This is a genomic window from Nostoc sp. UHCC 0870, from assembly GCF_022063185.1.
In the GTDB taxonomy this organism is placed as follows: domain Bacteria; phylum Cyanobacteriota; class Cyanobacteriia; order Cyanobacteriales; family Nostocaceae; genus Trichormus.
This window is the reverse complement of record NZ_CP091913.1, coordinates 5,646,686-5,663,283: the sequence shown is the minus strand read 5'-3', so window position 1 is coordinate 5,663,283 and position 16,598 is coordinate 5,646,686. Positions and strand designations below refer to the sequence as shown.

The window sequence follows — 16,598 nt, the reverse complement described above, 5'->3', positions numbered from 1 at the left end:
ACCTAACGTATATCCCGCACCAGTACAAAAGCTTCCGCCGCAGGTAAACTGACAGTGCTACCACGCAACTGTGCTAAATTAGCGATCGCCTGTAAAGAACGAGGATGGGGTGCTTCTTTCAGTTGGCTATGATAGCAAGCCATCGCCTTGAGCTTTCGCTCTAAACAATTTGTGATATCTACAAACACCGTAGGAATAAAAGCCTCATCACCAAATGGCGAAGCCCATTCTGTTTCAGATAGAGTTTCATAACAAAAAATCTGGCGTACAGAACAAGCATTTATGGGTCGTGCTGCAACCATACCAGCTTGATAAACAATGCGGTGGTCAGCGTGAATATCTCCACGATGAGGTAAATAAAGAATATTGGGCTGCAACGAGCGAATTACACCGCTAATTGTATCAGCCAATTTATAACCAGGAAAAGTGTCTAACTTGGGCGCAGTAAACTCTAGAAATTGCACACTAGATACACCTAAAATTTCGTGAGCCGCCTTGAGTTCCTGACGAGTTTCTAATTCTTCTTCTGGCGGGTATATTTCAGGATCACCATAGGTAATTACTAAAATATGTACCTCATTTCCATCATCTACATAGCGTGCAATTGTCCCTCCACAGCCTAAGATTTCATCATCGGCGTGGGGTGCAATAACTAATACTTGATTTTTCATTTTTTGACTCAACAAACATTCAAGAATTTTTTAGTATCTGAACCACAACAAAAAAGAGTGTCTAAAATTGACAAATTAGGTTCAAAGCCCAATTCGGGAAACATTTGCGTATAAGTTGGATAACTAAACTCTTGCCAGAATACATCTATACCAGCAGTGGTAAATTCTTCCATATCCATATACTGTCTCCCGCCAATACCTGAGAAATAAGCATTAGCTCCTATTGCTTGACAAATATTAATGAGTAGTTCAGATTTATTACCCTCAACCCCCAATGCAGACATATATACAATGGGTTTGTTAATCTCTAAAATCTCCATCACCCATCTCATCATTGCCATGTTGAGTTCACAGAGATTCACCCATTCTTGCTGAAATATTTGCTCTAGTCCTGAGCTATATTGATCAAAATAAGGAGCGCGGGCATAATTTGTGACAATCGCATTCCAATGCTTCCGTGACCAAGGAAATTCAGAGTTTATTTCCATTGTATTAATAAACTCTTCTTCCCTAGAACGATGACATACTGGTACAGTTATCCATTGACTTCCTTGGCTAGTTTTGATTTTATTGCGATGTTGCACCCCACGCCTTTCAAACTGTACAGTGTCCATCGCTACAAAAATATCACCTTGATTTAGCTTGTGAAAAAATCCCAGATAAGGCAAATACTGTGGTTGGTGAATCACTGCGGTTTTCATTATTTAAATACCTTAACTTTCTGATAAACCGTTATCTTGTTCGTATACACCTTCTTGGCGCAGTACAACTGGAATCGTGCGAAAAATAATTATGATGTCTAACCAAAAATTCCAGTTATCTACATACCAAATATCTAAATTTAACCGTTCCTCTAGGCTGTTAGATAAGCCCCCTTTTACTGCTTCCCAAGCAGTCAAACCAGGAGGTAATAATAAGCGTCTTTTCTGTAAATTGCTATAAGTTTCTAGAGATGAAACTAATAACGGTCTAGGGCCAACTAAACTCATATCTCCGCGCAAAATATTGACAAGCTGAGGTAATTCATCGAGGTGGTATTCTCTTAAAAACTTACCCACGGGTGTGATACGAGGATCACCTTTGAATGTATCAAGACCAGCACCAATATTAATCGCTCCATCCATCATGGTGCGAAATTTATAAATCACAAACGGTTTTCCTAGCTGTCCCAGGCGTTCCTGGCAAAATAAAATCTGACCTGGAGAACTAAGTTTAACGGCTAAAGCAATTATCAGGAACAGAGGAAATAAGCTAACAAGAGCTATACATGATATTGTGACATCAAACACCCGTTTACATACCAGTTGCCATCTGATATTTTTATGTTTTCTTAAATAAGATTGTTGAACTGTATGCCATTTGTTTTCTGTCCAAAAATCTGTATTAATCGTAGCAGATATTTGGACAATATCATCATTAAAATTTTTCGTGTTCATATGTGTAATATATTGATATTACTAAACAAAAAATCTGCGTTTATTAGCCATCTAGCCGACTTTATCTAGCTAGGGATAGATAGACACTAAAAAGCATTCGATGCAACAAAAAAGTGCTAAATAAATGCTAGAAATGGCATGAAATATGACTGGCGATCGCTATTACAAGTCCATATAATGCAGACTTGATGAATCATCGCTGAGTGGGGAGTAAATTCGCCTTTCTCTCCCTTGTCTTCCCTACTTATCGTAAATTCAAGGCTTGAAGACCCCTACGTCTACACCTAGTATCAGTTGACTTGGGGTTTAAATCCCCGACTCCAACTGTCTTTAATTTTGAATTTTGAATTTTGAATTTTGAATTTTGAATTGTTAACCCCAATGCCTTAACATCGCTTCAGCATATAAAGCCTCATACTCTTTCAGAATGTAGGAAAGTTCATAGCTGGTTATACGTTCTCGTGCTTCCTTAGTTATTATTTGAGCTTTTTCAGGGTTATCTAATATCCATGCCATTCCCTGTGCAAGTGCCTCTATATCTCCCACTTTGACGAGTAAACCACACCCTTCTTTGAGTAAATCCCTAGTTCCGCGAATATCTGTGCCAATTACAGGAGTTTCCATAGACATAGACTCCATCACACACCGGGGTAGACCCTCTCTATCAGATGCAAGTATCGTAGCTGTGGCTGCACGCATTAAGGTAGGAATATCTCGACGCACACCCAAAAAGCGGACTTGATTTTCCACTCCCAGTTGAGATGCTAGTTGCTGTGTTTGATTCATCAAAAACCCGTCTCCAGCAAACGCCAAGCAAGCTTGAGGTCTAGCTAAAAGAGCGAATGCCTTTAAAACGTCTTGAGGATGCTTGCGGGGGATAAACTCAGCTACTGATAAAAATAATGGGGTGTCTGATGCTAATTTTAATTCCTGGCGTAGCTGTGCAACTTCAGCATCGGAAACAGCTTGAGGATTGTAATACTGCAAATCCACGCCAATTCCCGGCATATATCTAATATATTCAGGAGAAATTAATCTGTGTTTTTTTGCTGTTTCTTCATCCTCACGATTAATTACTACTAAATAGTCTGTCCAACGTCCAGCCAACTTCTCCAAAGCCAAGAATATAGCATTTTTTAACAGCTTTCCACCGTTATAAAAGTGAAAACCGTGAGCGGTGTAAATAATCAGTGGTCTTTTTTGCTGATTCAAATCCTTGAGAGCATATCGAGTCACAAAAGCTGCTACTGGCGTGTGGACATGAACAAGATCATATTTTTCTTGCTGTATGACCTGTTGGATGATGTATGGAGCAACAACAAGATTGAATGGATTTAAAGGATTGCGTGACCATTCTACATCCCAAACTTGATCAAAAGCTTTGATACATTCCACATTCTGAGAGACTCCTTGAGTCATTGCATCAACCCGCCAACCTTGAGCGCGAAAGTGATGAGCAAAAGGAATCAGAAAAGCACTGAGAGTATCAGGTACAGTTGTAACCATTAACAAATTTTTCATTGTTGTTTTAACCAAAGTTCTGTTTGTTCACGCACATAACGATAAAAAGCAATCCGTTGTTCATATAACAGTTCACTTTTATACTCTTTGGCTTTCTGGAGATTACGGGCTGACATCTTGGCCATACGTTCGGGATTAGTCACCACTTCCCTAATCTTCTGTGCTAGGCCATTCGCATCACCTGGCTGCACCATATCTTCAGCCGCTAAGAGTTCCGGGATACCGCCGACTGTAGAGCCGATACATGGTAATGCTCGCGCCATAGCCTCTACCATTGCCCTTGGTAGGCCTTCTTGATGGGATGGTAAAACAAACACATCAGCCTGGTCTAATTCTGCACGTACAGTATCGCCAGCCGCTAATTGACCACGGAAACAGACGCGATCTTTTAACCCCAATCCTACTGCTTGTGCCTCTAGTTCTGTTCTATGCTTGCCTTCACCAACTATAGTCAACTTCAGGTCTATTCCCTGCTGCACACAAATAGCCACAGCATTAATCAGGACATCAGGAGCTTTATATAGTTGAGCTAAAGTCCCGACAAAAATGAGTATCCATGTAGACTTGCTCTGACAGAGAGGACGGGGTTGAATTTGCAGTGCATCAGATGACAGTTCAACATCGGAAACTCCAAATGAGTAGTTAGCACAGGGATAGCGTTGTTGTAGAGCCTGTTTTGTTACATAGGCAGCAGCCATAGCCTGAGTGCATTGCTGCTTCTGTCTATTAGTAAATAACCAACGAAAGAAAGGCCGTAGTGGATGAGTCATCGCACCAGGAGCAAAGACATCATAGGGGTCACTAACAACTTCCACTGCATAGGGATGGCCACTTTGATGTAAAAGAGATTGGATACAAGAAGCAATCTGTGAGCCAATCCTAAGAATCACCGCGTCTTTTGCTCCAACTGCTATGCGAGTGGTAGATTTGACCTGTGGCGATCGCAAAAGATACTCCCAACTCCCGACATAATAGGGTACAGCAATAAATGAGACTCCTTGGCCATTAGCCTGTTTCCAATCATCGGGAATTGATGGTACTTCCCGCACACGCGCCACCACACGTACATGATCGAACACCTCTAGATAGCACTGCCAGAATGAATGTGTAAAAGTTGTTTGTGTCCATACCTTACCGTCTGGTGTGCTATCAAAACGATGTTCAAGTGTAACTACAACATTCATTAGACATCTCCATACTAAATTTTTTGCAAATTTCTTAAAACCTTCCAATTAGTGGCTGTCTAACCAGCAATTATTAGTTTGAATTAGATTTGATGACTGGAAATTTAGCACCACTTTTAACGTACAAACTATTACCTTTAAATTGGCAGTTATTTACACACTTAATAAAGGAAATAATCCCTCCTTTGAGTGTGTTATTTGTTTGATGATCAGCCAAGAAGTTATTATTAATATTTACACCATTAAAAACGCCATCAATTATGACTGCTGCTCGGTAATCATTATGAAAATCTCCATTACTTCTCCCTGGATTAACAATAATATTTTGCGATATTTCACCTCTATTCATTGGTGTAGAGATATAAATACCAGCAGCTAGAGAGTTTTTAATATTATTACCAGAAATGCGAATATTTTGGCTGTCTATATTAGGGAAGTCACTTCTCCATATTCTAATGCCATTCGCTAAACTGTCGCTAGCATTACCGTTCTTGATAAAATTAGTAAAAGATATCTCGTTATTCACAATATTCAGGTTTGTCAATGGTGCATCTGAACTTGGTTCTAATGAAATACCTGAACTCGGAGTCTCACCCCATAATTTCCGCCAACCATCAATACTGAGAGTAATTTTATTGTCAGAAATTAAGATATTATTAAGTGCGTATTTGCTCTTTTGAGGCTTATGCAAATATGACCATATCACTATACCATTATAAGCATCTTTTATGCTGTTATTTGTGATTATTTGCTCATTAGAACTTGAGGCAAAACCTGTCACATTTATACCGTTAGTAAAACCAGTGATTATATTATTTTTGACAGTATGCTTATCTCCATGTATTTCAATTGCGGTTCTTGCTCCATTAGTACCAGCACCATTTCTAGAGGAGAAAAAATTATCAGATATGTCTATATTTTTACCATGACTATAAATTGTGGAATGATCATAATCTGTCAATCTGCCACCAATTAATTCAAAAATATTATGCTTGATTGTGACATCTGAGACTAGAGAATCATTATTGACTGTGATAGTGTTAGCATTATTTTGATTTTTGAATCTGCATCTAGCGATCGCAATTTTTGAACCTACAAAAATTCGCAAAGCATATCTCATTCTGTCGTCAGTTAAGTCTGATTCTACTTTTACTGGATTATTACTACCATTCCCATCAATAGATATGTCATACATGGCAAAATTAGACAAATCAGAGTTGGGTTTTTCTCCCGCCAGTATCGCATTATAACTACCTTGGTTATCAGCTAGCTGAATCACTGTTTTCTCGTTTCCTGCACCCTGAATTGTCACATTTGGCCGAATAGTAATCGCCTGTGATGTTGATGGGTTAATCCTGATTTTGTAAGTACCACTAGGAAAAAATACAACTCCACCTCCAGCTTTAGCAACAGCATCAATTGCTGCTTGAATTGCAGGTGTGTCATTGAAGCTACCGTTACCAACAGCACCAAAGTTCTTAACAGAAACTTCTAATCTAGGCTTGGTAGATTGTTGAGAAAGAATTATCTGATAATTAATATCTGGAATTGGTTGATGAATAAAGCTTTTTGCTTCTAATTCGTGATTTTTTAAGTTACTCATTTCATTTTGCTGTATTTGATGCTGAGTATATTTAGTCAAAGAGTTGGGAGGATAAATAATTAAATATCCTAAAAAGATGGGACTTAAAAACACCACAATCTTCAGGGAATTTGAAATTTTCAAATACATAGTATTTTCTGGAGTTTATTAAGTTAATAAAATTGAGCAAAATCTTCTCATACAACTTATCTAGCTAGTTTTTTTGACCTTTTTTTACCTAACCAAGACACAATCCAATAAGGCAGCAACGAATACCATAATAGAGGGCGGATTAATAAAGCAGATTCGGCACGAGGAAAGAACAAGAAAAAAGAAAGAAAGCTAGCAAGCATTGCCATTTTTGCTGGTTCACCAGATTTAGATATCCATAATGTGAATTTTGCAAACATAAACCCCATTATGCCTAAAGCAATTGGCGTTCCAATCCAACCAAAGTTAAGGTAAGCTTCAGCGATGAAAGAAAATCCATAAGAACCACCGTGCATAGCAAAGTAGGGATTTATTTCTTCGACCAACCACTGCTCAGGGATACCCCGTGCTACTGTTGGGTGAATTCCCCCGAAATAATTAGGTACTAGCGTGAATAAAGCATATAAATAGTCAGTTCCCATTTGGAAACTTCGTACATTGGGAACTAAGTCTAGAGTGGCAGCTACTGTCAACATAGAACTTCCCATCTCTGATATTGCTGCAACTATAGGATTATCTATATTTGCAAATGTTTCGATTAAAAAATTAATTGATAAACGGTCTTGAGAACCAATATTTCTAATTACTGCAATCACAGGAATCAGAATAAACATGATCAAAGAGCCTAAGCCAAGCAAAAAAGTTTTAGGAATTGGGCAAATAACCTGATGCCATAGCCAAAAGAAGCTAATTAATGGCATTACTCCTTGATTTCTTTGACCCACAATAAACTGGATAATTGAATAAATAAGGACGATAATTATAGATATAAACTTTGCTTTTTTTTGATACGCGCTACCAACTAATATAAAGAGGGCTGAAGGAATAAGAAAAATACTCAATATATTAGGTATAGCACTAACACTTGTAGCATTTTCTACTTGATACAAACCGGAATAGCCGGAAGCCATGACAAGTGATAAATTATTGCGGATAGTATGGATAGCAGGCAATAAAGATATACTCAGGAAGAAAATACCAACTCTGTAACAATACTTGCTACTTATATAAAAATCTTCTGATTTGGGGCTAATTTTTTGCTCATTTACTGGTGATTTAGCAAAACTGATTAATGCTCCTAAGTGCCATGCTCCTAATGACAATATTACTAGAAATAACGAATTTAGCAGAGTTGCAAAAGAAAATAAAATAAAATCAAATCCTCCTAATAATCCATCTTTATTTAAATGAAAAACTTCTACAAATGCTTGTCCAGCATTAAAAAGAAACGCTGACAGCAAAAATAACAGATAAGGGCTAAATAAATTTTTTGTGAGGATATACCATGACCAAAAAGACCAAATAGCTTGAATGCAAACCACCCAAGAAAATGGGTAAATCAGTGATTCTGGTTGGGAATCAAATGGCTCATATAGTAACCGAAATATAATCAAAATCATCATCATAAATAGATGAGTTGCAATTATAATTTCTGAGTGTTTATGATTTGGTTTGATTGTGTTGATTTTCATAAACTTTTATGAGGCTCTCTACACTGTATTTAATATTGAATTGGCTTTTTTGTAGGGCGGCTAGACTATGACTTTGAGTGTTGTTTGTGCGGGCATTTCGCGCTGCTAAAACTGCTTCAGCCCATACAGATGCAGGTTGAGATAAGCTGAGGCGTTGTGTTAGTGAATCGACTTGATCAAGCTCCCTGGGAATCACATCAGACATAATTATGGGCAGTCCAGCTGCTTGAGTTTCTAGTCCAACAATGGGTAGTCCTTCGTAAAGGGAGGGAAATAAGAATATATCCATAACGCCTCGCATCAGATGCGGAACATCAGATCGCGTACCTGCAAATATCACCTTGTCAACTAAGTTTGATTGAACCACCTGTTGCTCAATCTCTGGCTGTAAGAAACCTTGACCGACTAACAACAGACGCATCTTTGGTTCTTTTTGGGCAACTGCGGTAGCTATTTCTATGAGAAATTTATGGTTTTTTTGCGGCTCAAATCTACCGACATGACCGATCACAAAAGCATCTCCAGGTATACCCAATGCAGCGCGAATTGTGCCTGTATCGATGACATCTTGAAACGGTTTGAGGTCAATACCACAGTAAAGAAGTTGCCAACGAGGGTCAGTTGTCCAGCCAGAGTTAAATAAATCTACGGCTGCATCTTGGCTACACGCTAAACCAACACTGGCGTGATGAGCAATCAACCATTTCATGGAAGCTAAATATAATTTGCGCTGCCATTTAGCTTTGATTTCTTGGTAGAAGCTATCTAAATGGCTATGGGCGATGCGAATAGGCACACCCGCCAAATGTGCTAGGTAAAGAATGAAACCGGTGTAATGATGAACATGACTGTGAATGATATTGTAAAAGCCATGTTGGCGAAGAATACGCCGGAAATTATGGGTATATAGCCAGGGATTTGTCGGATTAGGACAGGGAATAATTTGACTACCAAGCTGACGTACTTCGTCATCATAATGACAAGGCTCGGTAGTATGGACTAAGAAATCCATGTGAATGCGATCGCGATCAATGTGACGCAGGACGTGCATCAGCCAAGTTTCAATCCCGCCTCGATTCATCCCACCAACGACATGGAGTACACGTATCGGACGCTGAACGCCTAATTTCTCATGCTCTTGAGGTATAACTTTGCTGCTTGGATAGGACATAAATAATTACTCCCGAACTAATCAAAGCTTGCACCGTAGCTGCTATTAATAAAGCGATCGCAGCTCCTAGCAATCCCAATTCTGGCAACAAGCACAGACAAGCTATTGCAGAGATACTAGCTACGGTAATGAATAAAGGGATTTGAATCCGAAAATAACGGGCGGCGGTGATTCCATAGCCTAAAAAGGAGGATATATAGTTCATTGCCGCCGTCACCATCAGCCAGACAAACAGATGATTCTGCTCTGCATATTCAGATCGATATAGTAGCGTGAGAATTTGTTCTCCAGCTGCGATCGCTATTAATACACCTGTTCCGCCAATGAGAACGGCAATAGCCACCAACTTGAGTAACAGTGAACGGAAACCTTGGCGATCGCCGGCTGCATAATATTTGGCTAGTTTAGGCGTGGCTGAATCTCCTAACGCGTTGACTAGCATATTTCCTGCCACCATCAAATAGGCTAAGGCAGAAAAAATCCCCAGTTCCCGTTCACCTAGATATTGCTCAATAAAATAGAGTGGAATACTGCTATTTAGTGAAATAAGCATCATCACACACCCCAAAGGCAAACATAGCCATACCAGTTTGGTGAGAGTTTTTCGATGCCAGCGTGGTTGTAACCGTGACTTCCGCCTGATCATCAAGAAGCCATTGCGAATGTCGTAGACAAACAACACCATACCCCAGGCCACGACTAAACCTGTTACTCCTCCCAAAATACTGCCAGATATATGTACTCCAATTACCAGAAATATTAGTGATAGAAGACCCTTGAGCATTAGTGATAGAGCAATTCGATCCATCCGTTCATGCTGCTGAATTAGCCCATAAAATATATCGCTAATCGACTCAAATGCTTTTGCTAAACCAATGAGGGAGATAGTTAAAATGGTTTCCCATTGATATCCTCCCAACAAAATAATGATGGCAATGATTAAAAGAGCTAGCATACTTGAGATTAGTCTGAGACCCAAGTAATCGCTAAATAGATATTGTTTTTTAGCATCCGTTGCTTGCACAGATCGCAAATGCAGATTTGTAAACATAATTACGGGTGCGGTGACTGCAAGCCCGAATGTAAACTGTCCCACCATCTCTGGACTGCCGATTTTAGCCATCACTACGAGCATTCCCCATTGGCAACCTGCATAAACTAAATTACCAATGAATGTCCAAGAGAAGTTTTTGCGTAATGTTAATGGCTTGTTTCCTAACATATATTTTTGTCAAATTAATGCTTAATTTTCCGAGCTATTACACCCCTTTCGTCTCTATACCTGCCAAAATATTCACTTTAGAATTAGAACCAGCTAAACTGGTATTATTTGTGTATGGAATAAAAGCTTTTTCTTGTTGATGTTTGTATCCAGCCACTAACTTTTCTAATAGCAAAATGATAGAACTGGGATTATTGTTTTTAGCTTCCAAACATAATGCTTCTACATTAATAGCTAGATTTTTTGGTAAAATGCGACTGGCATTCTTCACAATCATGAGTTTTTTATGTTGAGTTGGTTCATATTCCTCCCCGTCAATAAACAGTTCTTCAAATAATTTTTCTCCGGGTCGTAATCCTGTAAATACAATATCTATGTCTTTATTTACTTCATATCCAGAAAGACGAATTAATTCTTTGGCTAAGTCCACAATTTTCACTGGTTGACCCATGTTTAGCATAAAAACCTCACCACCATTACCAACTACTGCTGCCTGCAAAACTAGTTGTACAGCTTCAGGAATAGTCATGAAATAACGGCAGATATCTGGATGAGTAACTGTTATTGGGCCACCTGCGGAAATTTGTTTTTTAAAAGTAGGAACAACACTACCACGACTGCCTAAAACATTACCAAAACGTACAGCAACATAAGGTTTACCACTATCTTTAGCAGCTTGCAGCACTAACATTTCTGCCACTCTCTTACTAGCACCCATAACATTAGTTGGATTCACAGCTTTATCGGTAGAAATCATCACGAAATTCTGCACATCATATTCTAGTGCCATATCCAAGAGATTTTTTGTGCCTAGCACATTGTTGGTGATTGCTTCTGGTGAATTTAATTCCATCAAAGGAACGTGTTTATGAGCGGCGGCATGAAAAATTACGTCAGGTTGAAATTTTTCAAACGCGTGTTTTAGTCGTTCCTTAAAGCGAATATCAGCAATAAAGGTAGAAATTCGAGGTGCATATTGTTGTGCTTTGCCATCTTCTTGCAGTATTTTGATTAACTGTTCTAATTCCTGTTGGATATTAAAAACAGAATTTTCTCCGTGTCCCATCAGCATGATTTCAGCAGGACGACATTTGCAAATTTGACGGCAAAGTTCACTACCGATTGATCCACCTGCGCCTGTGATTAATACAGACTTACCTTGAAGAAATTGAGCAACTCGTTCAATATCTGTCTCTACTGGATCACGTCTGAGTAAATCCTCAATTCTTACATCCCGAATGCTGTCTATTCTTACCCGATTATTGAGAATTTCATGTATTCCTGGTAAAGTGCTAGTCTGGATGCCGGTTGCTTGGCAAATATCAACAATTTCTCGAATAATTTTACCTGCAACCGTTGGCATAGCAATAATGACTTTTTGAATTTGCAGAGATTGGACAATGTTAGGAATGTTGTGGCGATCGCCTACTACGGGAATCCCGCGAATCTTGGCGTGTAATTTTTGTGGATCATCATCAACAAAAGCAATAGGATTGAACCCTAGTTGTGGATTTCTTTGCATTTCTTCCACGAGGTCGATCCCAGCATTACCTGCACCCACAATCAGGACACGCTCTTGTAGAGAAAATACTGTATATTTTTGTCTGGTTCTTTCTATAATCCGAATACTGAAACGTACTCCACCAACGAAAATACAGGACAGTAAGCCATCAATTAATGGTATTGAGGGTGGCAATTTAGTTATATTGACATACGGTAGTAAATCCAAATTATAAAATATCAACATTTGGATAACCATCGTAATGCCCATATACAAGATGATATTTATTAATTCTTCAATGCTCGCATAACGCCAGTAAAATCTATAAAAACGCAAATTCCACAAGACAATTATTTTGATGAATAAAAAAATTATTGTGACTCTTCCTAACTCAGATATATATGTTCGCAGACCCATTGTGCCATCTGAAGATAGCAATAAAGCTAATAATGGCGTAATGATAAAAATAATACTATCAATGATAATTAAGTATTTATTTCTCAGATTTAAAAAACTTCTCAAGAAATGGTTGACTCGTTTTTGTACCCAGCGATGGCAATTAAAAAATAAGTCATTCATACTCGTGCAAACCTCTAGGTAATTTATCAAAATATATGCGTCAGCCGTCAGATTACCCTTTAAAAGCAACTATCTACAGCACGAATAAGGAGTCAAACTTGTATATAAATAGAGGTTTTAAACCCCTGGATTATACAAATTATCTTCAGTTAAAAAAAGTTTTGTAGAAATTGGTGAGTTTGAATACTCTACTTTCTTGTGCTAATTTCTGTAGGCGTAGCTTTTAAATTATGCTGACTTCTAAATTTTTCTGCAAAGCAATTATTGGCGGTCAATCAACATGAGCCTCAGATAATTCTAATTATCTATTATGTACTGAAAATTATATATGACTTTCTCTGAATGTTAGGTATTTCATGCTAATATTGGTTTCCTCCAGGTTAAATAGCAAAAATACCGTTAGGAAGGCAGTACCAAGTTAGCCAATTTTCACTTTACTTGATATTTTGTATTGAATTCAATGGTGTAGGACTTAATTCCAGACATTATTGTTTTACCAGAAAATAATCAATTAAGTCTCGCCAAGTTGGCAAAGAATTAAAACTAAAAAATAAAGTAATCTTTGATTTATGTTTATCAAAACTTTAATTTTTGCTTGCTTGTATAGATACTTTTTAGTAAAAATATGAGGTTGCAAAAATAATTACTCCGAACGTAGAATTAAAGATGTATAAGGACATTAAACCTTTATAGGTGTTTGTGTGGTTCAAATTACATAGTGATTTTTTATAATAGAATCTTAAAACGAAAAAACAATGCTTTGAGGCTATATTGTGTGATTAGAATGACACAGTTGAATAATTTTAAAATCAAGTATGCGTTGTAAATTCAACAGAACTATTAGGAATTACAGAGTTATTGAGAATATGGTAGTTGGATTAGGGGATTGGCCCGCATTTCTCGCAAACAGTAGGGGCGGGTTCATAGATATGCTCAAATCATTCACGAATATTTCGCTTAACCCGCCCCTACGGACTCTGGACTGAGGTTGCAATAATTGGTGAGAAATGCTGGTGTTCTCGCTTTAGTGAGGTAGAAGAACCCCACCCCCATCCTCGCAAGCAAGGAGGGGGCTATTACATACCTCATGTGATTAGGAAACGCTATAACTATGTATAGTGAAAGTCACTATATTTGATTTGATGGCAAGGATTCTATGTCAGGTTCAGCACAAAATTCAGCCCCGCTTCTAGAAGTTCACAACGTCCATGCTGGATACATTAAAGATGTTGATATCCTACAGGGTGTGAATTTTCGGGTTGAACAAGGGGAATTGGTGACGGTGATTGGCCCTAACGGCGCGGGTAAATCAACTTTAGCCAAAACCATTTTTGGTTTGTTGACACCCCATACAGGCACAATTACCTTTAAAGATGAGAATATCGCCGGACTAAAATCTAATCAAATCGTCCGTCGGGGAATGTGCTACGTACCCCAAATTGCTAATGTGTTTCCTTCTTTGAGCGTCGAAGAAAATTTGGAAATGGGGGCTTTTATCCGTAATGATGTCCTTAAGCCCCTGAAAGATAAAATATTTACCATGTTTCCTAGATTAAGCGATCGCCGTCGGCAACGTGCTGGTACACTCTCAGGGGGAGAACGTCAGATGCTAGCAATGGGTAAAGCTTTGATGTTAGAACCCAGTTTATTAATATTAGATGAACCTTCAGCCGCTTTATCCCCCATTTTAGTCACACAAGTATTTGAGCAGATTAAACAAGTTAATCAAGGGGGTACAGCAATTGTCTTGGTAGAACAAAATGCCCGTAAGGCTTTAGAAATGGCTCACCGTGGTTATGTTTTAGAATCTGGACGCGATGCTATATCTGGCCCTGGGCTAGAATTATTAACTGACCCCAAAGTAGCCGAACTCTATTTGGGGGCGGGAAAGCGACATTAGTTAACAATTCAAAATTCAAAATTCAAAATTCAAAATTAAAGACAGTTGGAGTTAGGGATTTAAACCCCAACTCAACTGATACTACGTGTAGACGTAGGGGTCTTAAACCCTTGAATTTACGATAACAAGGCTAACTCAACCCCAATAACCTTGCTCCTTGATAAAATAACGTACTTACAACCCAGGCTAAAGTTAGTCCATAGGCAACAGATATTAGGGTAAACCTGATGCTTTTAGACTCGCTTTTAATGGTAGCTATTGTTGCTAAACAGGGAGTATAAAGTAAACAAAAAAGCATGAAACTATAGGCTTGAATTGGTGATATTGTCTGGGAAATAACTGTCTGTACAGCATTAGGATCAGTAAGATGGTAAATACTGGCGAGAGATCCCACTAAAATTTCTTTGGCGATAAATCCAAATATCAACGCAATAGTTAACTCTTGGGGAATTCCGGCTGGATTCAAGATAGGAGCAAAAAATTCACCAATGCGCGTGGCGTAGCTAGTCTCTTGATTCCCTGGTAAATTGCTCAACAACCAGATGGCTAATACACCTAGGGCAATCAATCCACCGCCTCGCTTCAAGAATGCTTTGACTGCATCCCAACCTGTCACGATTCCCACTACAATCGGGATGGTAATTAGCATCTCTCCAGTGCTAGTGATGGGGTTGGCTGTACCTTGGGGTAAATTGCTCAATAGCCATACACCAGCTACCCCAGCAGTAATAAATCCGGTAGCACGTTGTAGAAATTGCTTTAATTCACCCCATCCCCGGAGAAATATTTGCTTGAGGGTAGGGAAGCGGTAAGGAGGTAGTTCAATAACAAAGGGTTCTTGGCTTTGAAACTGTCCTTTTAGTAGTAATCCTGTTAACAGTGCGACAGCAAAACTGAATAAGTACAGCGAAAACAGTACCAAAGGCCCCCAAGTCCTATTAAATAGGGCATCAATTATAAATATAAATACAGTCAACCGTGCCGAGCAGAGGGCAAAGGGAATGATCAAAATGGAAAGTAAGCGTAAAGCCTGCGATCGCATCACTCGTGTTCCCATGATGGCAGGTATATTACAGCCAAACCCCATAATTAGCAATACAAAGCTACGACCATCCAGCCCAAAGCGATACATTAAGGCATCCATCATGTACGCTGCTCTGGAAAAATAGCCACTGTCTTCTACAATAGCCATCATGAAGAAAAAGGTCATCACTAGGGGAATAAAAGATGCTACGGTAGCCAACCCGCTATAAAGACCATCTACCAGAAATCCCCGCCAAAATTCTGGTAAATAGGCGGTGAGGGGAGTAATCACAACTTTCTGCAACCATCCAGTAATAGCATCAGCTACATCCTGTAACGGCAAACCCACCAACCAAACGAACGCAAACATTAAGTAAATTGAGAGAAAAAACAGTGGTAGCCCTAATAGGGGATGCAGCAATACCCCATCCAACTTTTCTGTAAATGTCTTAAATAACCGCGAGGGCATTTCTACCGTATTTTCTAGGATGGCTTGAATTTGCTCCTCTGGAATTTGTCGATGGGCGATAATCTCTTGCTTGAGTGCTTCAGGTGCAATGGGTGTGGAGTTTTCTGCTAATTTTTGACTAATTTGACGCATAGCGATCGCATAACCCCTACCATACTTAGCACTAACTAATGCTACAGGCATCTCTAATTTTTGAGCTAATTGTTCTGGATGAATTGTGATTCCAAAATGCTTGGCTTCATCTGCCATATTGAGGATGACTACAGCAGGTATTCCCAAAGCTTTGACTTGTAAAGCTAGACGAATTTGGCGGTCTATTTGCGCTGCATTGAGAATTACCAACACTAAATCAACTGGGTAAGTAGTAAAGAAAGTTTGCACAACCTGCTCATCTTCCGAGTAACCCTCTAAGTCGTAAATCCCCGGTAAATCAACAAATTCTACCCTGTGACCATCTAAATCTACTTGTGCTTGCATCAGGTCAACTGTTACCCCAGGCCAATTCCCGACAAATGCACCCGCTTTAGTAATGCGATTAAATAACGTAGATTTACCTACATTCGGCATTCCCAAAACAGCCACCCTTTTAACTCCTGACTGAGTTGTGAATGCAGCAATACCTGAGCCTGAATCATGACAATGTGACATTTAACACCC

At 39.0% G+C, this 16,598-nt stretch carries 12 protein-coding genes; 1 reads left to right on the top strand and 11 read right to left on the bottom strand.

Annotated elements, in window-relative coordinates; genetic code table 11:
• Positions 1-2 precede the first annotated feature (2 nt).
• The 10 genes from L6494_RS24010 to L6494_RS23965 all read right to left on the bottom strand — a co-directional run bounded on the left by L6494_RS24010 (position 3) and on the right by L6494_RS23965 (position 12,549).
• Entirely contained in the window at positions 3-671 is a 669-nt protein-coding gene (locus L6494_RS24010; RefSeq protein ID WP_237990234.1) for a PIG-L deacetylase family protein, read from the bottom strand.
• Between the two features lie 8 nt (positions 672-679).
• The gene (locus L6494_RS24005; RefSeq protein WP_237990233.1) at positions 680-1,372 is read right to left on the bottom strand and encodes a WbqC family protein; all 693 of its coding nucleotides are present in this window, start codon (positions 1,370-1,372) and stop codon (positions 680-682) included.
• A 12-nt stretch (positions 1,373-1,384) separates the two neighbouring features.
• On the bottom strand, positions 1,385-2,107 hold the full coding sequence (locus L6494_RS24000) for a sugar transferase (protein ID WP_237990232.1): 723 nt from the start codon (positions 2,105-2,107) through the stop codon (positions 1,385-1,387).
• A gap of 372 nt (positions 2,108-2,479) precedes the next feature.
• Positions 2,480-3,613, bottom strand: coding sequence for a glycosyltransferase family 4 protein (locus tag L6494_RS23995; protein ID WP_237990231.1), 1,134 nt, complete (start codon positions 3,611-3,613; stop codon positions 2,480-2,482).
• 11 nt (positions 3,614-3,624) lie between these two features.
• Positions 3,625-4,812: a glycosyltransferase family 4 protein gene (locus L6494_RS23990; protein ID WP_237990230.1), complete on the bottom strand. Its 1,188-nt coding sequence runs from the start codon at positions 4,810-4,812 to the stop codon at positions 3,625-3,627.
• 73 nt (positions 4,813-4,885) lie between these two features.
• Positions 4,886-6,415 (bottom strand): glycosyl hydrolase family 28-related protein, encoded by a 1,530-nt coding sequence (locus L6494_RS23985; RefSeq protein WP_237990229.1) that lies wholly within the window; start codon positions 6,413-6,415, stop codon positions 4,886-4,888.
• A gap of 185 nt (positions 6,416-6,600) precedes the next feature.
• Positions 6,601-8,076, bottom strand: coding sequence for an O-antigen polysaccharide polymerase Wzy (gene wzy, locus L6494_RS23980; protein WP_237990228.1), 1,476 nt, complete (start codon positions 8,074-8,076; stop codon positions 6,601-6,603).
• Positions 8,045-9,247 (bottom strand): glycosyltransferase family 1 protein, encoded by a 1,203-nt coding sequence (locus tag L6494_RS23975; RefSeq protein WP_237990227.1) that lies wholly within the window; start codon positions 9,245-9,247, stop codon positions 8,045-8,047. The genes wzy and L6494_RS23975 overlap by 32 nt, the downstream gene beginning before the upstream one ends.
• Positions 9,207-10,469: an oligosaccharide flippase family protein gene (locus L6494_RS23970; RefSeq protein WP_237990226.1), complete on the bottom strand. Its 1,263-nt coding sequence runs from the start codon at positions 10,467-10,469 to the stop codon at positions 9,207-9,209. Before L6494_RS23970 ends, L6494_RS23975 begins: the two co-directional genes overlap by 41 nt.
• A 37-nt stretch (positions 10,470-10,506) precedes the next feature.
• On the bottom strand, positions 10,507-12,549 hold the full coding sequence (locus L6494_RS23965; protein WP_237990225.1) for a polysaccharide biosynthesis protein: 2,043 nt from the start codon (positions 12,547-12,549) through the stop codon (positions 10,507-10,509).
• A 1,156-nt stretch (positions 12,550-13,705) separates the two neighbouring features.
• Between L6494_RS23965 and L6494_RS23960 the strand changes: the two genes are divergently transcribed.
• Positions 13,706-14,449: an ABC transporter ATP-binding protein gene (locus L6494_RS23960; protein ID WP_237990224.1), complete on the top strand. Its 744-nt coding sequence runs from the start codon at positions 13,706-13,708 to the stop codon at positions 14,447-14,449.
• A 130-nt stretch (positions 14,450-14,579) separates the two neighbouring features.
• Here L6494_RS23960 and feoB read toward each other — a convergent pair whose 3' ends face one another.
• The gene (gene feoB / locus L6494_RS23955) at positions 14,580-16,589 is read right to left on the bottom strand and encodes a ferrous iron transporter B (RefSeq protein WP_237990223.1); all 2,010 of its coding nucleotides are present in this window, start codon (positions 16,587-16,589) and stop codon (positions 14,580-14,582) included.
• Between the last annotated feature and the right edge of the window lie 9 nt (positions 16,590-16,598).